The organism is Microbacterium invictum, assembly GCF_034421375.1.
Lineage (GTDB): Bacteria > Actinomycetota > Actinomycetes > Actinomycetales > Microbacteriaceae > Microbacterium > Microbacterium invictum_A.
This window is the reverse complement of sequence record NZ_CP139779.1, coordinates 3,301,764-3,323,409: the sequence shown is the minus strand read 5'-3', so window position 1 is coordinate 3,323,409 and position 21,646 is coordinate 3,301,764. Positions and strand designations below refer to the sequence as shown.

The window sequence follows — 21,646 nt, the reverse complement described above, 5'->3', positions numbered from 1 at the left end:
GGACGCGTACGCCCGAGCCCCTCCGCCATCACGATCAGTCGTTCTTGTATCCGGTGCGCCATCCGCCCTGGTAGGTCTGGCGGGCCACCGTGGAGTACGGGACCGGCGAGACCACGACGCGGACCTCGGTCTGCTCGTGCGGCTCTACCGACGCCTTCGACGAGCCGCCGTTCGGCTCGCCCCAGACGACCTTCAGCTCGGTGCCCTCGGGCACGTCGGGGTCGACGGTGCCGAGCGACAGGCCGCGCTTCTCGTTGGCGCTGTACCCGGTGAACATCGAGAACCCGACGACGGTGCCGTCGGCGTCCACGACCGAGTCGTAGTTCGCCGAGCCGTAGTTGGCCAGCGGCAGGTCGAAGAACTTGTAGCTCGGGCCGTCGACGTCCAGGAGCGACGACCACACCCGGCCGAGGTCCTCGGCGTTCCAGGCCAGCGTGACCTTCTTGCGCTGAGTGGCGGGGTCGATCTTCTCCAGCGCGTCACGCCCGATGAAGTCGTGGTCGAACTTCACGAACGAGCCGTAGCCGAGCTCCCACGGGGTGAGGTAGTAGTCCTCGATGTCATCCGACACGAACGAGCCGGCGAGCGTCCCGGTCGCCTCGTAGCTGTCGACGCCGAGCCACTCGCGGTACGCGCGCTCCTCTTCGCCGGTGTAGATGGCGGGGAGGGGAGAGGGGATCCAGCCCGACTCGAGCGTGTTCGAGGGGTAGGCGCGCGAACCCACCGGCACCAGGCCGAACTCGGCGCCGGCCTCGACGATGATGTCGCGGACGCGGTGGTGGTCGGCGTAGGGGCCCCAGATCTCCAGACCCGGAGCGCCCGCCATGCCGTGGCGGAGCGTGCGGACGTTCATGCCCTCGATGTTCATCGTCGACATCGCGAAGAACCGCAACTGCTCGAGGGGGCCGCCGTTGAGCTTCTCGATGACCTTCCAGGCCGCGGGGCCCTGGATCTGGAAGCGGTAGTAGCGGCGCGAGACCGCGTCGCCGTAGGGGCGCGACGGCGAGCGGCGGTCGACCTCGATCTCGAGGTTCTTGTAGCCGCCGGTCTCACCGTGGAACATCAGCCAGTTCGACGCCGGCGCGCGGCCGACGTAGACGTACTGGTCCTCCTCCTCGTGGAAGAGGATGCCGTCGCCGATGACGTGGCCCGACGCGGTGGTCGGCACGTACTGCTTGGCGCGGTTGACGGGGAAGACCTCGACCGAGTTGATCGCGGTGTCGCGGATCAGGTTGATCGCGTCCGAGCCGCGGAGGAACACATTGTCCATGTGGTGCGACTGGTCGTACAGGACCGCGGTGTCGCGCCAGGCCTTCTGCTCCTTGATCCAGTTCTGGAAGTCAGCGGGCACGACGGGGTAGATGTAGGAGCCGATCTGGGAGTTGCGGAGCAACTCGACCGGGCTTCCCTTCTCGTCCAGCAGGGCTTGCAGATTCTCTGCCATGGGTGGAACCTCTCTGTTCGGTAGGTGGTCTTCGGGAGGGTGCGGGGGATCGTCAGGGGCGGTCGCTGAAGACGATCGTGTGGTTGCCGTGACGGATGACGCGATCTTCGGCGTGCCACTGCACGGCGCGCGAGAGCACGGCGCGCTCGACGTAGGCGCCACGGGCCTGGAGATCGGCGGCGGTCATCCGATGATCGACGCGGGCGACGTCCTGCTCGATGATCGGGCCCTCGTCGAGGTCGGCGGTGACGTAGTGGCTCGTCGCGCCGATGAGCTTGACGCCTCGCTCCTTGGCCTTCTTGTACGGGGCTGCCCCGATGAAGGCGGGGAGGAAGGAGTGGTGGATGTTGATGACCGGCACGCCGATCTTCGCGAGGAAGTCCTCGGAGAGGATCTGCATGTAGCGGGCGAGCACCACGAAGTCGACGTTGCCGTCGAGGAGCTTGAGGATCTCCGCCTCGGCGGCGGACTTGTCCGGCCCCTGCGAGTGCACGTGCACGAACGGGATCCCGAACGAGCGGACGTCCTCCGCCGTGTTGGTGTGGTTGGAGATGACCATCGGGATGGTGACGGGAAGCTCGCCGCGGCGGTGACGCCACAGCAGCTCCAGCAGGCAGTGGTCGCTCGTCGAGGCGAGGATCGCCATGCGCTTGGGCACCGACTGGTCGGTGAGCACCCACGTCATGCCGAGCGGCCCGAGCGTCTTCTCCAGGTCGGCCTCGATCGCCGGCATCGTCGCGGTGAGGTCGGCGCGATGGAACACCACCCGCTGGAAGAACTCCCCGCCCTGCGGGTTGTCGGAGTACTGGTCGAGGGTGACGATGTTGCCCTCGTTGCGCGCGATCAGCGCGGACACGGCCGCGACGATCCCGGGCTGGTCGGGGCCGTGGACGATCAGGCAGGCGTGATTGCGCCGGGCATCGGTGTGCAGCGTCATGCGGGACTCCTCAGGATTGCGGGGCGCGGAAATCGCGCACCCACTCCGAGGTCGCGCGCAGGCCGCCGAATGTGTAGAAGTGCAGTCTGACACCGCCGAGCGTGCCGTTCTGCGCCAGCAGGTCTGCGAGGTCGGTCACGAAGCGGTCAGGGCCCGCGGTGCCCATGAGGTTCGTCAGCGAGAAGCCGTACTTCTTCACGATCATGGCGTTCGCGCCGATGCCGAAGCGGCGCGCGAAGCCGAGCAGGCGCTTGATGCCGGCGGGGCCGGGCGTGCCGATACGGATCTCGGCAGTGATCCCGCGGCGGCGGACCTCCTGGATCCAAGCCATCACCGGGTCGGTGTCAAAGGCGAACTGGGTGAGGATGACCGCGTCCAGGCCCTGTTCCGAGAGTGCGGCGATCTTGTCCTCGAGGTGGCGCCACAGGATGTCGTCGGCGATGTCGGGGTGGCCCTCGGGATAGCCCGCGATGCTGACCTCCTTCACGCCGTACTGCTGAAGGATGCCCGAGCGGATGACCGACAGCGAGTCCTCGTAGGGGCCCTCGGGTTCGGCCGGGTCGCCGCCGACGGAGAAGACGTGCTCGCTGGCCCCGACCTCCTGAAGGCGGGCGAGGAACTCCTGCAGCTGCTCGGCGGACTTCAGCCGCCGCGCCGAGATGTGCGGAACGGGGATGAAACCGGCATCCTTCACGGCCTTGGATGCGGCCACCCGCATCTCGAGATCCTCGTTCCCGAGGAAGGTCACATTCACCTTCGTGCCGGCCGGGATCGAGTCCTGCGCCTCCTGGAGGCCGGGGATGTCCTTCCCCGTCATCTCCAGCGAGTAATCCTGCACGAGCTGGCGAGCCGCTGCGGAATGTTCGGAGGTGGTGCGTGCCACGTCGAGGTCCTTTCCTCTGCGATGAGCGTCGATGCTCTCGAGATCACGATAACTATGTCCATAGGTAATGGCAAGAGGCATCCCACATCGCAGATTCAACGATTCAGTGACGCTCGTCACAAAAGTCTTGACATGCGGACGCCGCCTGACCGACCATGAACACGTCAGGCCACGAGGATGTGACGACCCGACGCAGCACCGACGTCACGCCTCGAGACCGGCTCCACTCCGACACCAACGAGAGGCCCGTCAATGAAGAAGAGGCTCGCCGCATTCGGCCTGATGGCCGTAGCCGCACTCGCCCTCGCCGGTTGCACCGACTCCGCAGCCGGCCCCACCGCCGACCCGAGCGACAGTGCGGACGCCGGCGGCACGACAGAGGAGGTCCGCGACGTCCGCGTGGCCGCCCTCCCCATCGCAGAATCCGGGGCCCTCTGGGCGGCGATCGACGAGGGGATCTTCGAGGAGTACGGGCTGAACGTCGAGGTCGTGCCCGCCCAGGGCGGCGCCCAGGCCATCCCCGCGCTCCTGAGCGGCGACATCGACTTCGCGATCGGTCAGCCCTTCGGACCCATCCGCGCCGACCTGCAGGACCTCGGCGTCGTGATCTTCAGCAACTACGCCTCGTCGCTCGCCTCGGGCGAGGACGTCAACGCCGTCGTCGCCCTCGGCGACGCGGGCATCGCCGGCCCGGCGGACCTCGCCGGCAAGCGCGTGGCGGTCAACAGCCTCGGCGCCGCCGGCGACCTCACCATCCGCAAGGCCGTCGACGACGCCGGCGGCGACTCGTCGACCATCGAGTTCGTCGAGGTCGCCTTCCCCGACGCGCAGGCCCAGCTCGAGGCCGGCAACATCGACGCAGCCTGGGTGCCCGACCCGTTCCGCGGCATCGTCGTCGGTGGCGGCGGAGTCGAGGTCGTGGCTCCCTACCAGGCGACCATCCCGGGCCTGACGGTGCTGACCAACTTCACCACGCAGGCCAAGATCGACGAAGACCCCGAGCTCGTCGCCGATTACGCCGCGGCCATGGCCGACGCGCTGGAGTTCGCCTCGCAGAACGAGGACGCCGTCCGCGCCGCCATCGCGACGAACCTCGAGATCCCCGAAGAGGCTGCGGCCGGCATCGTGCTGCCGGACTTCACCGCCGACCTCGGCAGCGCCGGCATCGAGGACCTCGCCGCCCTCGCGGTCGAATACGGCTACATCGACGCCGAGCCGGACTTCTCGCGCCTCATCCAGCAGCAGTAGTCTCAGCCCGCCCGTGGTGGGCGGAGCGGGGGCGGCGCCTTTCGTGAGCCGCCCGCTCCGCCCACCACGTCCCGGAGAGGACCATGGACACCATTCCCGGATCGTCGGCCGTGATACCGACACCGACTCCCACGCAGCCGCCAGCGGCCGCACGGCGGTCGTCGTCCCTGCGCTCGGCCCGTCGGGCCCGCACCTTCCGCAAGGTCGCCCTCGGAGCGCTCGGCATCGCCGGGTTCCTCGTCACCTGGCAGCTGATCCCCACCCTGGGGTTGCTCGACCCGCGCTTCTTCCCGCCGCCCACCGAGGTGCTCGCGCGCCTGGCCGCAGACCTTCGCGACCTGGAGTTCTGGCGTAACATCGGCCGCACGATGACCGCCTGGGCCATAGGCCTCGCCATCGCCACGGTGCTCGCCGTCGTCCTCGGCACGATCATCGGACTCGTCCCGTTCCTGCGCAAGGCCACCCACACCACGGTGGAGTTCCTCCGGCCGATCCCCTCGGTCGCCCTCATCCCGCTCGCGATCCTCGTGTTCGGCCTCCGCATCGAGGCGGCGCTGGTGATCGTCGTCTACGCCAGCTTCTGGCAGATCTTCGTGCAGGTGCTCTACGGCGTCGCCGACGTCGACGCCGTCGCCCGCGACACGGCCAAGAGCTTCCGGCTGCCTCGCGCCGAGCGCATCCGCTATCTCATCCTCCCGACAGCGCTCCCCTACCTCATGACGGGCCTCCGCCTGGGTGCGGCGGTCGCGTTGATCCTCGCCGTCACCGCCGAGTTGACCATCGGAAACCCAGGACTCGGTCGCGCGATCGTCGTCGCGCAGTCTGCGGGCGACTACGTGCGTGTCTACGCCCTGGTCATCGTCACCGGCATCCTCGGCCTCATCATCAATCTCGTCTTCCGGGTCATCGAGCGCCGCTCGCTCTCGTGGCACCAGTCGGTGCGAGGGGAGGAAGTGCTGTGACCCTCTACACCAGCACCGTCGTGACGCCGAAGCCCCGCTCGCGTCGCTGGGCCAAGCTCGGCTCGGGCATCGGATACGCCCTCGGCTTCCCGCTGCTGCTCCTCGTCATCTGGGGCGTCTGGTCGTCGTTCGCCACGACCCCGTTCTTCCCGAGCCCGCTCGTCATCGCCGAGGCGTTCGTGGAGACGTGGATCGGGCCGGCACTCGTCTCCGACGTGCTCCCGAGCCTCGGGCGGCTCGTCGTCGGTGCGGCGCTGTCCATCGTCGTCGGCATCGTCGCCGGCCTCGTCATCGGACTCACCCGGTGGCTGAGCGAACTCCTCGAGCCGACCCTGGAGTTCTTCCGCGCCATCCCGCCACCGGTCCTGATCCCGATCGTGGCCGTGCTCCTCGGGCCCACCGACTCGATGAAGATCGTCGTCATCGTCGCCGGGTCGCTCTGGCCGGTGCTGCTGAACACCATCGACGGCGTGCGTGCGACAGACAGCGTCATGACCGAGACCGCCCGCTCGTTCGCGCTGACGCCGGGCGAACGCATCCGTTATCTCGTCCTTCCGGCCGCGAGCCCGCGCATCATGACCGGGGTTCGCCAGGCCCTGTCGATCGCGCTGATCCTCATGGTCATCTCCGAGATGTTCTACTCCTCGTCGGGGCTCGGCTATCGCATCGTCTTCTTCCAGCGGAACTACCTCATCGCCGAGATGTGGAGCGGCATCTTGCTGCTCGGCCTCATCGGCGTGCTGCTCGCCACGATCTTCGGATTCGTCGAGCGGCGGGTGCTGCGCTGGTACCACGGAATCAAGGAGGTGGAGCGTGCCTGAAACGCTGCTCGAGGTCCAGAACCTCAAGAAGGTCTACGAGGCGGCGACCGGGAACGTCGAAGCCATCGGCGACATCAGCTTCCGGATGAAGGCCGGCGAGCTGGTCTGCATCGTGGGGCCCTCCGGCTGCGGCAAGACGACCCTGCTGAAGTGCATCGCGGGGCTCCTGCGCCCGACCGCCGGCTCGGTGGAACTCGACGGCCAAGCCGTGACGAACCCGCCCGAGAGCATGGCGCTGGTGTTCCAGGAGTACGGCCGGTCGCTGTACCCGTGGCTGACCGTGCGTGGGAACGTCGAGCTGCCGTTGAAGCACAAGCGGATGTCACGGGCCGACCGCGACCGCCTCGTCGACGACGCACTGAAGGCCGTCGGCCTGGACCACGCCGACAAGAGCTACCCCTGGCGGCTGTCGGGCGGGATGCAGCAGCGCGTCGCGATCGCGCGGGCCGTGGCCTATCAGCCCGAGGTGCTGATCATGGACGAGCCGTTCGCGGCCGTCGACGCCCAGACCCGCGCCGATCTCGAGGACCTGGTGCGGACGCTCCACCGCGAGCGCGGCATGTCCATCCTCTTCGTCACCCACGACATCGACGAGTCGGTCTACCTCGGCGAGCGGGTCGTCGTGCTCTCGAAGTCGCCGACCTGGGTGCAGGAGGATCTCGCGATCGACCTGCCGCCCGCGCGAGACCAGATCACGACGCGCGCGATGCCCCGCTTCACCGAGCTGCGCACCCACGTGTACGAGCAGATCCAGCGCGCCAAGCGCGGCGAGGCCGTGAGGCCGGGCGCGGTGGCGTGAGCTCCCCCGTCCTCCGGTCGGCGCCGCCCGACCGCACCGTCCTCACGCGCAAGCCGCGCCAGTTGCTGCTGGCGTTCTTCGGCGAGTACGTGTGCGACCGCTACTTCGAGCCGCTGCGGGCGAGCGTCCTGCTGAGTGTGCTGGAGGGGGCGGGGGTCACCGGCCCCGCGGTGCGGACGAACCTCGACCGGATGGTCTTCAGCGGGCTCGTCGAGAGGCGGCGCCTGGGCCGCGAGATCGGGTTCGTGCTCACCCCGCATGGCAGCGACGTGCTGCGCGAGGCGTCGCATCGCGTGCACAGCCCGACCCCGTTCGCCCGGGACGGGGAGGGGTGGACGCTGGTGACCTTCAGCGTCCCCGAGCATCAGCGGACCCTCCGCCACCGCCTGCGCGCGGCCCTCACCTGGTCGGGGTTCGCGCCGCTGCGCGACGGACTGTGGATCGCCCCGGGAGAGGTCGACCTTGCCGCGGCCCTGGCCGCCATCATCCCGGATCTGAAGCCCGGCTCGGTGACGGCGTTCGCCGCCCGGCAGCTCGAGGGCTTCCCGATGGGGGAGGCGGTGCGCACTGCGTGGGACATCGCGTCGATCCGGCGCGCGCACCACGAGTTCCTCGCCCAGTGGGATGACGAGGTCGACCCCGACGCTCCCGGGGCGCTCGCCACCCGCATCCTGCTCGTCGCCGACTGGCTGGCGCTGCTGCGGGCCGATCCGGCGCTGCCGGCGCAGTACATGGATGACGACTGGCCGGCGGAGCGCTCGCTCGAGCTCTTCACTCGCCGCCACCGGGAGCTGGCGTTCCCGGCGGTGCGCGAGTTCGCAGCCCTCGTCGGGTGAGGGTCAGTCGCCGGGCGCGGGGTCAGGCGCTCCTCGCGCGGGTGAAGGTGACGTGCACGACGCCGCTCGAGGAGGCCTCGGACGACACCTCGTAGTCGCGGTCGAGGCCGCGCAGCTCGTCCCAGAGGCGGATGCCCTTGTCGAGGATGATCGGGGTGATGCCCACGTGGAGCACGTCGACGAGTCCGGCGCGGAGGTACTCGCGGGCCATCGTCGGTCCACCGCCGATGCGGACGTCCCTGTCGCCCGCGGCCTCGCGCGCGAGGGCGAGGGCCTCGGGCGGGGAGGCCTCGAGGAAGGTGAAGGTGGTGCCGCCCTGCATCTCGAGGGGCGGGCGCGGGGTGTGGGTGAGGACGAACACGGGCGTGTGGAACGGCGGTTCCTCGCCCCACCAGCCGCGCCAGTCCGGATCATCCGGGTGGGCGTGGAGGCCGAATTTGCCGGCGCCCATGATCTCGGCGCCGATCCCATCGAAGTAGCCGCGGGCGTAGTCGTCGTCGAGCCCGGCCGTGCCGGCGCCGCTGGTGTCGTGCAGCACCTGCTCGCGGAAGGTGCGCGTCTGCGTGTAGGCCTCGACGAGGCGGCCCCAGTCTTCGCCGAAGGGATTGTCGGGCGTCTGGTCGGCCGTGGCGGCGATGCCGTCGAGCGAGATGTTCAGGTCCATGCGAACGAGACTCATGCGCCGACCCTGGCACGGCGGCGGGGGTGGGTTCAAGGGGAGCGTGCGGGCGCGGGTGGCGGAGCCTGTGGCGCCGTGCTCGTGGCGCGCCGCGGGTGGCGTGGCCCGGCGCGGAGGTGGCGCAAATGGCGACCTTGGGGCGCTGAACCTCGCCATTCGCGCCACCTCGAGCTGCCGGGCGCGGGTGGCCCGGCGCGGAAGTGGCGCGAATGGCGACCTTGGGGCGCTGAACCTCGCCATTTGCGCCCCCCCGATGAGGGCGGGTCATCGGGGTGGCGCAGATGGTCGTCGGCTGCGCGATTGCGGGACGATTGTCGCCACCTGGATACGGCCTGCCGCGGAGATGTGGCGCGAATGGTCGCGTTCCGGCATGCGACCTCGCCGTTCGCGTCACCGCGATCGACGCCGCCGCGACGGCCATGGGCGGAAGTGGCCCAAATGGCGACCTTGGGGCGCTGAACCTCGCCATTTGCGTCCCCTTCATCTCGGAGGCTCGGCCCGCAGGCGCCCCTCCCCGCCGAAGCGGGTACGAAGCTCGGCCTTGCGCACCTTCCCCGAGGCCGTGCGGGGCAGCTCGTCGACCACGACGACGTTCTTCGGGATCTTGTACCGAGCGATCCGCCCATCCAGATGCGCCCGCACGTCGTCGAGCGAGGCCTCGGTGCCCGGCGCCAGCGTCAGGATCGCCCACGGCACCTCGCCCCACCGCTCGTCGGGCACCCCGATCACCGCGACACCGGTCACCCCGGGCAGGTCGCTGATGAGGTTCTCGACCTCGGCGGGGTAGATGTTCTCGCCGCCGGAGATGATCATGTCCTTCAGCCGGTCGGCGATGAAGAGGTACCCGTCGGCGTCGAGGTACCCGAGGTCGCCCGAGCGGAACCACCCGTCGGCGGTGAACGCCGCGGCCGTGGCATCCGGCAGATTCAGGTACCCCGCGAACACGTTCGGTCCCGAGATCTCGATCTCGCCCACCGTGCCGCGCGGCACCATCGCGCCCTGCTCGTCGGCGATCCGCACCTCGGTGAAGAAGTGCGGCAGCCCCACGCTCCCCTGCTTCTCGCGCGTCATCTCGGGCGCGAGCGAGGTCGCCCCGGGCGAGGTCTCGGTCATCCCGTATCCCTGCGAGAACGACAGACCCCGCTCCTCGTAGGCGTTGAGGATGCGGGTGGGCACGGCCGATCCGCCGCAGGTGAGCTTGCGCAGCGACGACAGGTCGGTGCCGGCCCAGTCGGGGTGATCGGCCATCAGCTGATACGTCGTGGGCACCCCGCTCAGCATCGTCACCCGGTGCTCGGCGATGAGCGCGAGCGCCCGGCCGGGGTCGAAGCCCTTCTCCAGCACGAGGGTGCCCCCCTTGAGGAACACCGGCAGCGCTCCCATCCCGAGCGAGGCGACGTGGAACAGCGGCGAGATCATCAGTGCGATGTCGGTCGAGACGACGTCGTAGTCGATGATGCAGTTCAGCGCCACCCAGGTGAGGTTGCCGTGGGTGAGGACGGCGCCCTTGGCCTTGCCCGTCGTGCCGGAGGTGTAGATGATCGCCGCCGGGTGATCGGGTGACACGTCGTCGGGACCGACCTGCTCGTCGGCGTGGCCCGCCGACGCCCCCCGCACAAGAAGATCCAGTCCCGGATGCTGCGCGTCACCCTCGCCGGTCGGGATGACGTCGCCGATGCGGGCCTGATCGATCCCCGGCTGGGCGCGTTCGCGCAGGGCCGGGTCGACGATCACGACGCGCGCGCCCGAGTCGACGAGCACGTGGGCGACCTCGGGCGGTGCGAGCCGGGTGTTCACCGGCACGAACACCGCACCGAGCGCCGCAGCGGCGAACATCACCTCGAGGAACTCGGGGCAGTTCTCCCCGATGTAGGCCACCGCATCGCCGCGCCCCAGCCCCCGGTGACGCAGCACCGACGAGATGCGGTCGACCTGGTCGGCGAACTGCCCGTAGGTCACCTGCAGGTCGCCGGCGACGATCGCCACCCTGTCGGGGCTCTTCCGGCGGCGCGTGGCCGCCCACGCCCCGATGCCGTGGTTGTGCATGCACTTCTCCTTCGAAGTCGGATGCCAGGGCTCGCCGTCCCGCGCGCTCAGGCGTAGAAGCGATACAGCCCCCGGGCCACGACGGCGGGCTTCTCGGCGCCCTCGATCTCGATGGTCTGGTCGACGGCGAACTGGTAGCCGCCCCTGACCTCGGTGACCTCGGCGATGACCGCGGTCATGCGCACCTGCGCGCCGACCTTCACCGGCGAGACGAAGCGCACCTTGTCCAGGCCGTAGTTCACACGCGTGCTGACGCCGGTGACGTCGAACAGCTCCGACCAGAACTTCACCGTCAGCGACAGCGAGAGGAACCCGTGCGCGATCGGCGCGCCGAAGGGTCCCTCCGCCGCGCGGGCGGGATCGACGTGGATCCACTGGTGGTCGTCGGTGGCGTCGGCGAAGAGGTTCACCCGGTCCTGGGTGACCTCGAGCCAGTCGGTGTAGCCGAGGTCGGTGCCGGCGAGGCCGGCGACGTCGTCGTAGCTGACGGTGGTGGTCATGGAGTGTCTCCTTCGATGGATGAGATCAGGGTGCGAGACCGAGGAGCCGCACCGCGTTGTCTTTGAGGATGCCGGGCATGACCTCGGGCTTCAGGGTGGTCGCGGCGGCGTCGCGCTGCCAACGGTCGGGGGTGAGGAGGGGGAAGTCCGACCCGAACAGCACGCGCGTCTTCAGGTACGAGTTCGCCGCCCGCACGAGCGACTCGGGGAAGTACTTCGGGCTCCACCCCGACAGGTCGATCCAGGTGTTGTGCTTGTGCGTCGCCACCGACAGCGCCTCGTCCTGCCAGGGCACCGAGGGGTGGGCCATGATGATCTGCAGATCGGGGAAGTCGGCCGCGACGGGGTCGAGGAGCATCGGATTCGACAGGCCCAGGCGCATCCCGCGCCCGCCGGGGAGCCCCGCCCCGATGCCGGTCTGGCCGGTGTGGAAGAGGGCGACCACACCGGCATCCTGCAGGATCTCGTACAGCGGATACCATCGCTCGTCCGACGGGTCGAAGCCCTGCACCGTGGGGTGGAACTTGAACCCGCGCACCCCGCCGTCATCGATGAGTGCGCGCACGCGGTCGGCGGCATCGGTTCGGTGCGGATCGACCGACCCGAACGGGATGAGGACGTCGTTGTGACGGGCGGCGCCTGCGGCGATCTCGGCGCTCGAAATGGGGGGGTGGCCGAGGCCGGTCTCGGCGTCGACGGTGAAGACGACGGCGGCCATCTTCCGGTCGCGGTAGTAGTCGGCCACGGAGTCGAGGTCGGGGCGGGGGCCGTCGGCGGAGAAGTACCGGGATGCCGCGGCGACGAGGTCGTCGGGAAGGGAGTGATGTCCGTGCCCGTCGACCTCGATGTGCACGTGCACGTCGATCGCGGTGATCGCGTCGACGTCGATCGCGGGCTCGTACCTCATCGTGTTCCCCCGCGGGTCACCGCTGCAGATCCTCGGGAAGCGGCGGGAACCGCTCGCCGACGCTCTGCAGATCGCCGACGGCCCCGGTGAAGCCGTCGACGAGCGCGTCGTAGGTCCAGCCGCCGTCGCGGTACGCGGTCGCGACCGCTTCGGGGTGCGACCACAGCTGCAGGCGGTCGCCGCCGATGCCGATCGCCTGGCCCGAGATGCCCGCGGCGGCGTCGGAGGCGAGGAAGGCGATGAGGCCGGCGACGTCGTCGGAGGTGCCGAAGCCGAGGTCGTGACGGAAGAACGCCGGCATCGCCTCGCCCTTCTCGTCGGCCTCGACGGCGGCGGCGAAGTAGGGCACGGTCGCCGTCATCGCCGTCGCGGCGACCGGGATGACCGCGTTGGCGGTGATCCCGGCCTTCTTCAGCTCCAGCGCCCAGGTGCGGACCATCCCGACGATGCCGGCCTTGGCGGCGGCGTAGTTGGTCTGTCCGAAGTTGCCGCGCTGTCCGGTGGGGGAGCCGATGCAGATGATGCGCCCCGCGATCTCGTTCGCGCGCATGTAGGTCGCCGCGGCCCGGACGCAGGTGAAGGTGCCGCGCAGGTGCACGCCGATGACGGTGTCGAAGTCGTCGTCGCTCATCTTCCACAGCACGGTGTCGCGGAGCACCCCGGCGTTGGTGACGAGGATGTCGAGGCGCCCGAAGGCGTCGACGGCGGTCTGGACCAGCTGCTCGGCGGTCTCGGTCGGGCCGACCGGGGCGACGACGGCGACGGCGGAGCCCCCGGCGTCGGTGATGCTCTTCACGGCGGCATCCGCGGTGGCCGCGTCGACATCGTTGATGACGACCGATGCGCCCTGCCGTGCGAGTTCCTGAGCGTAGGCCAGACCCAGGCCGCGACCCGAGCCGGTGACGACCGCGACTTTGCCGTGAAGTGACATGAGAGCTCCTTCGATCACCGCCCATTGAATCGGACGATGATTGAAGTTGTCAACTATTCAGGCGACGGGCGGATGCCGCTACGAATCGAATCCCATCCCGACGGCATCGAGTGTGCGGAGCAAAAGGTTCCGCCGCCCCTGGTTGTGGTCGGCCCGGTCGAGCGACCACTTGGTGAGGGTGACACCGAGCGCCGCCACGGGCTCGGGCGGGAAGGGAATGGGCTTGTCCTTCACCATCTTCAACTCGGTGCGCTCGGTGGGCGTTCCGCCCAGCAGGTCGAGCATCACGTCGGCGGCGAAGCGCGTCGCGCCCACGCCCAGGCCGGTGAAGCCGGCCGCGTAGGCGACCGTGCCGCCGCGGGCGACGCCGTAGAACGCGCAGAACCGCGAGCACGTGTCGATGGGGCCCGACCACCGATGCGAGAAGCGCAGGCCCTCGAGCTGCGGGAACGTGGTGAAGAAGTGCGACGCGAGGGTTCGGTAGCTCGACGCCCGCTCCTCGTACGCCGGACGCACCTTCCGGCCGTAGTGGTAGATCGCGTCGTATCCGCCGAACAGGATCCGGTCGTCTCGGGTGAGCCGGTAGTAGTGGAACTGGTTGGCGAGGTCGGCGATCCCCTGCCGGCCCTCCCAGCCGATCGCGGCCTTCTGTTCGGCGGTGAGCGGCTCGGTCATGAGGACGTAGTCGTAGACCGGCACGGTGAGAAGCCGCGTGCGGGTGAGGAGCGAGGGGAAGACGTTCGTCGCCAGGGCCACGGCGGCGGCTCGGACCGCGCCGTCCTTCGTGCGGACGATCGGGCGGCTCCCCGCCTCGGAGTCGATGTCGACCACGCGAGAGTGCTCGAAGATCTCCACCCCCGCGGCCACGGCGACCCGCGCGAGCTCGGCCGCGAGCTTTCCGGGGTGGACGAGGGCGGTCTCGTCGCGCTCCCAGGCGCCCGCGAGGTAGGTGGGGGAGTCGACGAGGGCGCGCGTCGCCGCGGCATCCAGGAAGCCCTCCTCCTCGGCCAGCCACTCGATCTGGTGGGGTTCGACGGCAACCGAGAGGGTGCCGGCGCGTTCGAACTCGGCGTCCATGCCGTAGCGGGCGACGGTCTCGCCGATGGCGTCGAGGTTCTCGCGGCCGAGTTCGTCGAGGCGCCCGATCTCGTCGGGCCAGCGGGTGGCACCGTTGTCGTGCCCGTGGGTCAGGCTCGCCTCGCAGAAGCCGCCGTTGCGGCCCGAGGCCGCCCAGCCGACGGTGCGGGCCTCGACGACGATGACGCGTCGGCCGGGGTCGCGCTCCTTCGCGCGCAGCGCGGTCCACAGGCCCGCGTATCCGGCCCCGACCACGACGAGGTCGGCGAGGTGCGTGCCGAGCAGTCGCGGGTAGGAGGGCGGGGTGATGTCGTCGAGCCAGAACACGCTGTGGCGGGTCGCGCGGAGCGCGTGGTCGATCACCGAGGCGGCGGGCGGGCGGCGTTCGAAGACGGTGGTGTGCATCGGGTCCTCCTCGAGCGTGGCGAAGTCCGCTCAGCACCACTGTGCACATCGGGCGCGCGATCCGCCAGTGCGACGGGCCGCGGGGTGCTCAGGAGGCGAAGGCGAGGCGGCGCAGCAGCGCCATGAGGGTCCGACGCTCGTCGGGGTCGAGGTCGCCGTGCACCGCCTCCTCGGCACGCCGGGCGGTCTGCTGCGCGTCGCGGGCGAGGGCCTCGCCGGCGGCGGTGGCGACGACCGCGTTCGCGCGCCGGTCCTGGGGATCGGCGCGGCGTTCGACGAGCCCGCGCTGCTCGAGCTGATCGACGAGGGAAACCACCTGGCTGGGGTCCAGGCGCAGGAAGTCGGCGAGCTCGCGCTGCGAGGGCGGCGGGGTGGCGCAGGCGGCGGCGAGGACGGCGTAGGAGCGGGCCTTCAGGTCGTGGACGGCGAGGGCGGCGTTGCCGGCGCTCAGCGACAGGGCGTTCGCGCGCGCAAGGAGGAAGCTGAGGTCGTCGCCGAGAATGGATGCCGTGAGACCGGCGGGCGCGGAGGCCGGCGTGGCGGCGGTGTCATCCCGGGTCGGCATGCCGCCGATCGTAGCGCTCAATCGTTGAGTTCTCCAACGATATGCGCCGTGCTCAGCCCCGCACGAATCTCGGGCGTCCGGCGAACACGCCCACGACGCTCTGGCCGACGAGGACGACGAGCAGCAGGCCGAGCGGCCACAGCCACGACCCGGTCGCGGAGAAGAGGGCGCCGAAGACGATCGGCCCGGCAGCGGCGACGAGGTAGCCGACCGACTGCGCCATCCCCGACAGTGCCGACGACGCGACGTGATCGCGGGCGCGCACCGCCATGAGGGTCAGTGACATGCCGAGCGACGCGCCCGAGGACAGTCCGATGAGCACCACCCACCCGGTGATGAGGTTCGGCGCGATCATGAGGCCGACGGTGCCGATCACCGCGAGCACCGGGATGGCCGCCGGCGCCCACCGCTCGAACCGGCCCCGCAGCAGCAGTGGCAGGAGCAGGGCCCCGGCGGTGGAGAACAACTGGTAGAGCATCACGTCGACGCCGGCGGCGACTTCGCTCCGCCCGGTCGAGACCGAGATCGCGGCGAACCAGGTGACGCTCATGTAGAACATCGCCGACTGCAGGCCCATGTAGGCCGCGACCAGCCAGGCGACGCGGTCGCGCCAGATCCCGGTGCTGCGGCGGGGCGCGCGTGCCGTGGCATCCGCTCTTCTGCGTCGGGATGCGACCGCCCAGCCGGCGATGGCCGGGGGGAGGAGGACGCCGCCGACGAGCGCGAGCGCCCACCGCCACCCGAGCTCGCCGCCGGCGGCGGAGAGGTGGGACAGCGGGACGACGATCCCGGACGCCAGGGCGCCGAAACCGCCGAGGAGGGCGGTGTAGACCGCCATCATCAGGGGGACGCGCGCCGAGAAGTCGCGCTTGACGACCGCGGGCATGAGGACGTTCACGACCGCGAGCGCCATGCCGATGAGGGCGGTGCCGATCCACAGCAGCGCGACGGGGCCGGGGAGGGACCGCACGACCGCGCCGGCGAGGAGCAGCACGAGGGCGCCGAGGATCGCGCCGCCGAGGCCGAAGCGGCGCGCGACGTCGTGCGCGAGGGGCGAGAACAGTGCCCACGCGGCCAGCGGCACGGCGGCGAGCACGCCGAGCGTGGCGAGGGAGAGGCCGGTGTCGGCGCCGATCTGATCGAGGACCGGCCCGAGAGCCGTGATCGTCGGGCGCATGTTGGCCGCCACCAGGCACATCGCGACGACGAGGATGACGGTGAGCGCCGTGGTGCGCGCCGGCGTCTGCGACGGCGTGCGCCCCGGCTCGCGCGTGGGAGGCCGCACCGGTGAGGTCATGAGCACCGAACCTAGCCGAGCCCCGCCCCCGGTCGGCCCCGCCGCTCACTCACCGGGACCGCGGGGGTGCACCCCCTCCCCGCGAGGGTGCACTCGCACCCCGCGCGGGTGCACTCGACCGCCGAGACCGGTGCTGAGAGGAGGACTTTCGGCCGAGAGGCGTACATTCCGTGCCCGAACGTACGCGCCTCGGCCGATCGTCCGCGCGCGGAGCGCCGCGGGTGGGGGAGGGCTGGGGAGGGGGCAGCCAGGGGACACGGAGGGGAGGGGCCGCGGAGAGGAGGGGAAGGGGCGGGGGCAGGGGGGCGGGCGGGGCCGCCAGAAGGCCGCGGAGGGGCGGCCAGGTCGCCGCGGGAGTGCACTCCCTCTCGGCGAAGGTGCACGCCCTCCCCGCGAGGGTGCACTCGACCGCGCACTAGCCTGGGCGGAATGTCCGTCCGAACGCCCCGGTCTCCGGCACCCTCGCTGTGGGGCGTCGCGGTGACGATCGTGCTCACCGCGGCGGTGCTCCGCTCACCGATCGTCGCGGTGGCACCGGTGGCCCGTGACATCCAGGCGGACCTCGGCGTCTCGGCGGGGGTCGTGGGGCTCCTCACCAGCATCCCGGTCCTGGCCTTCGCCGTCTGTGCCCCGCTCGCCGTGGCGACCATCCGCCGCCTCGGGCCCGACCTCGCCCTCACCCTGGCTCTCGCCGGTGCGGTGGTGGCGTCGCTCGTGCGGTCGGCCGGGGATTTCCCCGCGGTCATCCTCGGCACCGCCCTGCTCGGCGTCTTCCTCACCGTCGGCAACGTCGTCGTGCCGCTCATCATCAAGCGGGAGTTCCCGCCCGAGCGGGTGCCATGGGCGACGAGCCTGTTCACGTCGGCGATGAACGTCGGCACGATGACGGTGACCCTCGCAACCGTGCCCATCGCGGCCGTCACCGACTGGCGGGTGGCGATCGCGGTCTGGGGAGGTTTCGGACTCGGCGCGCTCGGCGTCTGGGTCGGCCTCCGTCGCGCCGAGGCGCTGCGACCTGACCCCGAGGCGCCCGCGACGACCGGGGTCGCCGGGCGCCTCGACGGAAGGGGGCGCGCCGCGGCCCTGACGCTCAGCACCTGGCTGCTCGCCCTCGCCTTCGCCGGGCAGGCGTTCGCCTTCTACGGAACCACCGCGTGGCTGCCCTCGCTCCTCGTCGACGGCGGGATGCCGGCGGTGCAGGCCGGGGCCGTCGCGGCGGTCTTCCAGGTGATGGGTGTGGCCGGCGCCCTGCTGACCCCCGTCCTCACCGGACGCCTGTCGGCCGCGCCGGCGGCCGTCATCATCGGGGTGGGGTGGCTCGCGATCCCGCTGGGATTCCTCGTGGCGCCGGACGGATGGCTCGTGTGGTGCCTCGTCGGCGGGCTTGCCCAGGGGGCGGGGATCACCTGGGTGTTCATCATGCTCAACGGGTTCGGCGGCGACGAGCGTGTGGTCGCGGGCAGGTCGGGCACGGTGCAGGGCATCGGCTACGCGGCCGGCGCGCTGGCGCCCCCGCTGCTGGGCGGCGTGCACGATGCGACCGGCGACTGGACCCCTGCGCTTCTGATCCTGCTCGGCGCCGTCGTCGTGCTACTTTCCGCGGGTGCCGCGGGTGCGAGGATCGGGGTGCGCGAAGCCCGCGAACGCTGGTGAGCGGGTGCGCAGGGCCGGATGCCGCGGCGCGGCGGCAGGGTCTGCTCAGCCCGCCTGCGGCAGCGGCCAGCCGGTGTAGGCCTCTGCGAGGTAGGTCTTGCCCGCCTCGGACTCCACGACCGAGCGCAGTTCGCCGATCTGACGCTTGCGGTCGAAGTCGGTGGCGTCGGGGGCGACGTGGAGCATGCTCGTCATCCACCACGAGAAGTGCTGCGCCTTCCAGATGCGGTTCAGCGCCGTCTCGGGGAAGGCCTCGATGAGTCGCGCGTCATTCTCGAGCAGCAGCGCGCGCAGCGCGCGCTCGAGGACGATCACGTCGGCGATGGCGAGGTTCATCCCCTTCGCCCCCGTCGGCGGCACGGTGTGGGCGGCATCGCCGATGAGGGCGACCCGGCCCCGGAGCAGCTCGTGGGCGACGAAGCTGCGGAACCGCAGCACGTCGCGCTGGAAGATCGGGCCCTGGTTCAGGGTCGTCCCCGGCACACGCACCTGAAGCTCGTGCCAGAGCTGCTCCTCGCTGTACGAGGCGGGGTCCACCTCGGGGTCGCACTGGAAGTACATCCGCTGCACGGTGGCGTTCCGCTGGCTGATCAGGGCGAACCCGTTGGCCGAGTTGGAGTAGATCAGCTCCTTCGAGCTCGGCGGTGCCTCGCACAGGATCCCGAACCACGCGAAGGGATACTCGCGGAAGTAGCCGCCGGTCGCCGATTCCGTGACCGCGGGGCGCACGACGCTGCGCGAGCCGTCGGATCCCACGACGAATTCGGCCTCGATCTCGAGGAGCTGGCCGTCGGCATCGACGGCGATGACCCGCGGATGGTCCGTCTCGGCGTCTTCGACCCGCTCGGCGGTGACCCCGAGTCGCAGGTCCTGGCCCTCGGCGAGGCGCACCGCGACGAGGTCTTTCAGCACCTCGTGCTGCGGGTAGAGCCACACCGCGCGGCCGGTCACGGACGGGAAGTCGATACGGTGACCCTCGCCCTCGAACCGCAGCTCGATCCCGTCGTGCCGGTTGCCGACCGTGCGCACGCGCGTGGATGCGCCGCTGGACTCGAGAATGTCGACGGTGCCCTGCTCGAGGATCCCGGCGCGGATGGTCGTCTCGATCTCCTCGCGGGTGCGCTGGTCGATCACCACCGATTCGATGCCGGCCTTGGCGAGCAGGTGCGACAGCAGCAGGCCGGCGGGGCCGGCGCCCACGATCGCGACGCGGGTGCGGATGCGGGTCATGACGTCTCCTTCGACGGATGTCGGTGCGCGGCGTGTGGCGGGTGGCGCCGGTGCGCGGTGCCCGGCGCGTCGGTGCCGCCTCACGGATGTCGGCGCCGGCGTTCACCGCCGCCGGGTCCAGTGTGGCGCGGCTGGAACCCGTGGCATCCGCTCTTTCTCGTTCAATGAGAACGCGGATGAAGCGCCTGTTCCACGCCCGCGGCGGCCGACCGCAGCTCGTCCAGTGCCCCCGCGGTCGGCGCCCCGCGGGGGAGGACGACGGAGAGCGCCGCCACGACGGGTCCCGACCGCCCCTCGCGGATCGGCACCGCCACTCCGGTCGAGACCGCCTCGACGGTGCCGGCGGCGACCACGAAGCGGTCGCGGCGGATCCGGGCGAGGAGGCGCCGGAGCTCTGCGGCATCCGTCACCGTCTCCGGAGCCAGCCCGGTCAGGGGGCCGGCGAGCACCCGCTCCTGCACCTCCGGGTCGGCGAAGGCGAGGAGCACCAGTCCCGACGACGACGCGTGAAGCGGGAGCCGTCCCGCCACGCGCGTGATGTTCGCTCCCGCCTGGGGGTGGCTGAGGCGCTCGAGGAACAGCGCCTCGCCCTGCTCGAGCACGGCGAGCTGGGTGTGCTCGCGCACGCGTGCCTGCACCCGCTCCATGAAGGGCAACGCCGCCTGTCGCAGGCGCAGCGCCAGCGAGCCGCGCTCGGCGAGTTCCCAGAGCCGAAGGCCCAGCCGCACCCGGTGGTCCTCGTCGCGCTCGAGCAGCCCGGCGGCGACGAGATCGCCCACCAGGCGGTGCGCGGTCGAGGGTGGGAGCCCGGCGCGGCGACCGATCTCGGACGCCGTCTGCAGCGTGCGGTCGGCGTCGAAGGTCTCGAGCACGCGCACGAGGCGGTCCAGACCCGAGTCGCCGGAGGGCGAGTTGGCCATGACCACACGATCTCACGACGGGACGCTCAGCCCAGGTGATCGTCGGCGGTCAGTTGCCGGATTCCGTCGTCGTGCAGCACGAACTGCGCCCGGAGGTCGACGCCCTCCGCGCCGCACTCGATCGCCATCGCCCGCGCCCACGCGCGCTCGTCGGGGGTGAAATCGCGCGATCCGCGCCGCTCCCAGACGATCACCGCCCGGGCTGCGCCGATCGCCGAGAGGAGATCGCCGATCCAGGCCGTCAGGATCTCGGCGCACGGCACGAGTCCGAGGTCGTCGGTCTTCTCGAGCCCGTAGGGATCCAGGGGGTAGTCGTCGCACGGCATCACCGGGCCGGTGAGGCGGTGCTCGTCATCCAGGAACAGCAGCCACACCTGCCGGGGGTTCAGCGCCCGGTCCAGGAGCAGTTCGAGCACATCCTCCAGGTCGCTGTCGTGGCGCAGCACGCGGTCGGGGCTGAGCCTGCCGTCCGGGCTAAGCCTGCTGTCGGGACTGGGGTGCGGATCGGTCGTCGTCATGCCCTCACGCTGACCGATCGAATGGCGCGGATGACGCCCCTCGGCGCATCTGGGGACAGCTGCCCTCATCGGGGCGCCTGTGCAGGAGGGGTCGCGGGAACCGTAGTGTCGGAGGGGTGCGCGAGGATGCCGAACAGCCGGGCGACCGAGCGGCCTCGGGGGAGGGCCTGCTCGACCGTGCGCTGCGCGTGCTCGGCGCGTTCACCGAGGACGATCCTGCCCTCACCGCCGCCGAGCTCGGCAGCCGCGCGGCGCTGTCGTCCTCCACCCTCCACCGTCTCCTCGCCCGCCTCGTCGATCAGGGTCTGCTGGTGCGCCTCCCCGATCGCCGCTACGCGATCGGCCCGCGGCTGTGGGAGCTCGGTGAGCTCTCGCCCCTCGCCCTGCGCCTGCGCGAGACCGCGCTCCCGCACATGCTCCGCCTGTACGAGGCCACCGGCGAGAACGTGCATCTCGCCGTGCTCGACGGACCCAGCCCGCAGGGCTCGGCGGCGCTCTACGTCGGACGGGTGACGGGGCGCCACTCGATCCCGACCCTGAGCCGCATGGGCGGGCGCGGTCCGCTGCACACGACGGGCGTCGGCAAGGCGCTGCTGATGACGCGGGATGACGCGTGGCTGGCGCGCTACCTCACCGCACCGCTCGAGCGCGAGACGGTTCACTCGATCACCGACGCGAACGCCCTCCGCGCCGACCTCGCCCGCGCTCGCGCCCGCGGCTTCGCGACGACGCGGGAGGAGATGACGCTCGGGAACGTCTCGGTCGCGGCGCCCCTGCCGCGCATCGACGGGCTGCCGCCCGCCGCGATCGGACTGGTCGTGCACCTCGAGCGTGCCGACGAGCGGCGCCTCGGACCCCTCGTCATCCAGACCGCCCGGGAACTGGCCGACGACCTCCGCTGAGATCTCCCACTGAGTGAGACACCGACCCGGCTCACGCGCCCCGCGGTGTCACCCTGGTCGCACCCGGACCCGTCGAAGGAGACCCC

At 70.9% G+C, this 21,646-nt stretch carries 21 protein-coding genes; 7 read left to right on the top strand and 14 right to left on the bottom strand.

Annotation, left to right across the window (positions count from 1 at the left end; translation table 11 throughout):
* Positions 1–34 precede the first annotated feature (34 nt).
* The 3 genes from ligM to T9R20_RS15940 are packed head-to-tail and all read right to left on the bottom strand — an operon-like array spanning position 35 to position 3,198.
* Complete coding sequence (gene ligM, locus T9R20_RS15950; RefSeq protein ID WP_322410320.1) at positions 35–1,444, bottom strand: vanillate/3-O-methylgallate O-demethylase; 1,410 nt, start codon at positions 1,442–1,444, stop codon at positions 35–37.
* 52 nt (positions 1,445–1,496) lie between these two features.
* A complete protein-coding gene (gene purU, locus T9R20_RS15945; RefSeq protein WP_322410319.1) occupies positions 1,497–2,381 on the bottom strand; it encodes a formyltetrahydrofolate deformylase in 885 nt (294 codons plus the stop codon).
* A gap of 10 nt (positions 2,382–2,391) precedes the next feature.
* Positions 2,392–3,198, bottom strand: a complete 807-nt coding sequence (locus T9R20_RS15940) for a methylenetetrahydrofolate reductase (RefSeq protein ID WP_322412204.1) — start codon at positions 3,196–3,198, stop codon at positions 2,392–2,394.
* Positions 3,199–3,516: 318 nt separating this feature from the next.
* On the opposite strand from T9R20_RS15940, the gene T9R20_RS15935 reads away from it, so the two are divergent.
* From T9R20_RS15935 to T9R20_RS15915, 5 genes are all read left to right on the top strand, one after another.
* Complete coding sequence (locus T9R20_RS15935) at positions 3,517–4,512, top strand: ABC transporter substrate-binding protein (RefSeq protein ID WP_322410318.1); 996 nt, start codon at positions 3,517–3,519, stop codon at positions 4,510–4,512.
* 83 nt (positions 4,513–4,595) lie between these two features.
* The gene (locus T9R20_RS15930; RefSeq protein WP_322410317.1) at positions 4,596–5,474 is read left to right on the top strand and encodes an ABC transporter permease; all 879 of its coding nucleotides are present in this window, start codon (positions 4,596–4,598) and stop codon (positions 5,472–5,474) included.
* Positions 5,471–6,295 carry an ABC transporter permease gene (locus tag T9R20_RS15925; RefSeq protein ID WP_322410316.1) on the top strand — a complete coding sequence of 275 codons (825 nt, stop codon included), beginning with the start codon at positions 5,471–5,473 and terminating at the stop codon, positions 6,293–6,295. Before T9R20_RS15930 ends, T9R20_RS15925 begins: the two co-directional genes overlap by 4 nt.
* Positions 6,288–7,094: an ABC transporter ATP-binding protein gene (locus T9R20_RS15920; RefSeq protein ID WP_322410315.1), complete on the top strand. Its 807-nt coding sequence runs from the start codon at positions 6,288–6,290 to the stop codon at positions 7,092–7,094. The genes T9R20_RS15925 and T9R20_RS15920 overlap by 8 nt, the downstream gene beginning before the upstream one ends.
* Positions 7,091–7,930, top strand: coding sequence for a PaaX family transcriptional regulator C-terminal domain-containing protein (locus T9R20_RS15915; RefSeq protein WP_322410314.1), 840 nt, complete (start codon positions 7,091–7,093; stop codon positions 7,928–7,930). Before T9R20_RS15920 ends, T9R20_RS15915 begins: the two co-directional genes overlap by 4 nt.
* 22 nt (positions 7,931–7,952) lie before the next feature.
* On the opposite strand, the gene T9R20_RS15910 is transcribed toward T9R20_RS15915, so the two are convergent.
* The 8 genes from T9R20_RS15910 to T9R20_RS15875 form a co-directional block, all read right to left on the bottom strand.
* On the bottom strand, positions 7,953–8,609 hold the full coding sequence (locus tag T9R20_RS15910; RefSeq protein WP_322410313.1) for a dihydrofolate reductase family protein: 657 nt from the start codon (positions 8,607–8,609) through the stop codon (positions 7,953–7,955).
* Between the two features lie 480 nt (positions 8,610–9,089).
* Complete coding sequence (locus tag T9R20_RS15905) at positions 9,090–10,655, bottom strand: long-chain fatty acid--CoA ligase (RefSeq protein ID WP_322410312.1); 1,566 nt, start codon at positions 10,653–10,655, stop codon at positions 9,090–9,092.
* A 47-nt stretch (positions 10,656–10,702) separates the two neighbouring features.
* Positions 10,703–11,155, bottom strand: a complete 453-nt coding sequence (locus T9R20_RS15900) for a MaoC family dehydratase (protein WP_322410311.1) — start codon at positions 11,153–11,155, stop codon at positions 10,703–10,705.
* 25 nt (positions 11,156–11,180) lie between these two features.
* Positions 11,181–12,062: an amidohydrolase family protein gene (locus tag T9R20_RS15895; protein WP_322410310.1), complete on the bottom strand. Its 882-nt coding sequence runs from the start codon at positions 12,060–12,062 to the stop codon at positions 11,181–11,183.
* 16 nt (positions 12,063–12,078) lie between these two features.
* Positions 12,079–12,993, bottom strand: a complete 915-nt coding sequence (locus T9R20_RS15890) for an SDR family NAD(P)-dependent oxidoreductase (RefSeq protein ID WP_322410309.1) — start codon at positions 12,991–12,993, stop codon at positions 12,079–12,081.
* Between the two features lie 78 nt (positions 12,994–13,071).
* Positions 13,072–14,475, bottom strand: a complete 1,404-nt coding sequence (locus tag T9R20_RS15885; RefSeq protein ID WP_322410308.1) for an FAD-dependent oxidoreductase — start codon at positions 14,473–14,475, stop codon at positions 13,072–13,074.
* An 88-nt stretch (positions 14,476–14,563) separates the two neighbouring features.
* A complete protein-coding gene (locus tag T9R20_RS15880; RefSeq protein WP_322410307.1) occupies positions 14,564–15,040 on the bottom strand; it encodes a MarR family winged helix-turn-helix transcriptional regulator in 477 nt (158 codons plus the stop codon).
* A 52-nt stretch (positions 15,041–15,092) separates the two neighbouring features.
* A complete protein-coding gene (locus T9R20_RS15875; protein WP_322410306.1) occupies positions 15,093–16,337 on the bottom strand; it encodes an MFS transporter in 1,245 nt (414 codons plus the stop codon).
* 429 nt (positions 16,338–16,766) lie between these two features.
* Between T9R20_RS15875 and T9R20_RS15870 the strand changes: the two genes are divergently transcribed.
* Entirely contained in the window at positions 16,767–17,990 is a 1,224-nt protein-coding gene (locus tag T9R20_RS15870) for a CynX/NimT family MFS transporter (RefSeq protein ID WP_322410305.1), read from the top strand.
* A gap of 45 nt (positions 17,991–18,035) precedes the next feature.
* Here the strand turns inward: T9R20_RS15870 and T9R20_RS15865 are convergent, their stop codons facing one another.
* The 3 genes from T9R20_RS15865 to T9R20_RS15855 form a co-directional block, all read right to left on the bottom strand.
* Complete coding sequence (locus tag T9R20_RS15865) at positions 18,036–19,220, bottom strand: 4-hydroxybenzoate 3-monooxygenase (protein WP_322410304.1); 1,185 nt, start codon at positions 19,218–19,220, stop codon at positions 18,036–18,038.
* 161 nt (positions 19,221–19,381) lie between these two features.
* A complete protein-coding gene (locus T9R20_RS15860; protein ID WP_322410303.1) occupies positions 19,382–20,140 on the bottom strand; it encodes an IclR family transcriptional regulator in 759 nt (252 codons plus the stop codon).
* A gap of 26 nt (positions 20,141–20,166) precedes the next feature.
* Positions 20,167–20,658, bottom strand: coding sequence for a hypothetical protein (locus T9R20_RS15855; RefSeq protein ID WP_322410302.1), 492 nt, complete (start codon positions 20,656–20,658; stop codon positions 20,167–20,169).
* 116 nt (positions 20,659–20,774) lie between these two features.
* Here T9R20_RS15855 and T9R20_RS15850 point away from each other — a divergent pair, with 116 nt between their 5' ends.
* Complete coding sequence (locus T9R20_RS15850; protein ID WP_322410301.1) at positions 20,775–21,560, top strand: IclR family transcriptional regulator; 786 nt, start codon at positions 20,775–20,777, stop codon at positions 21,558–21,560.
* Positions 21,561–21,646 lie beyond the last annotated feature (86 nt).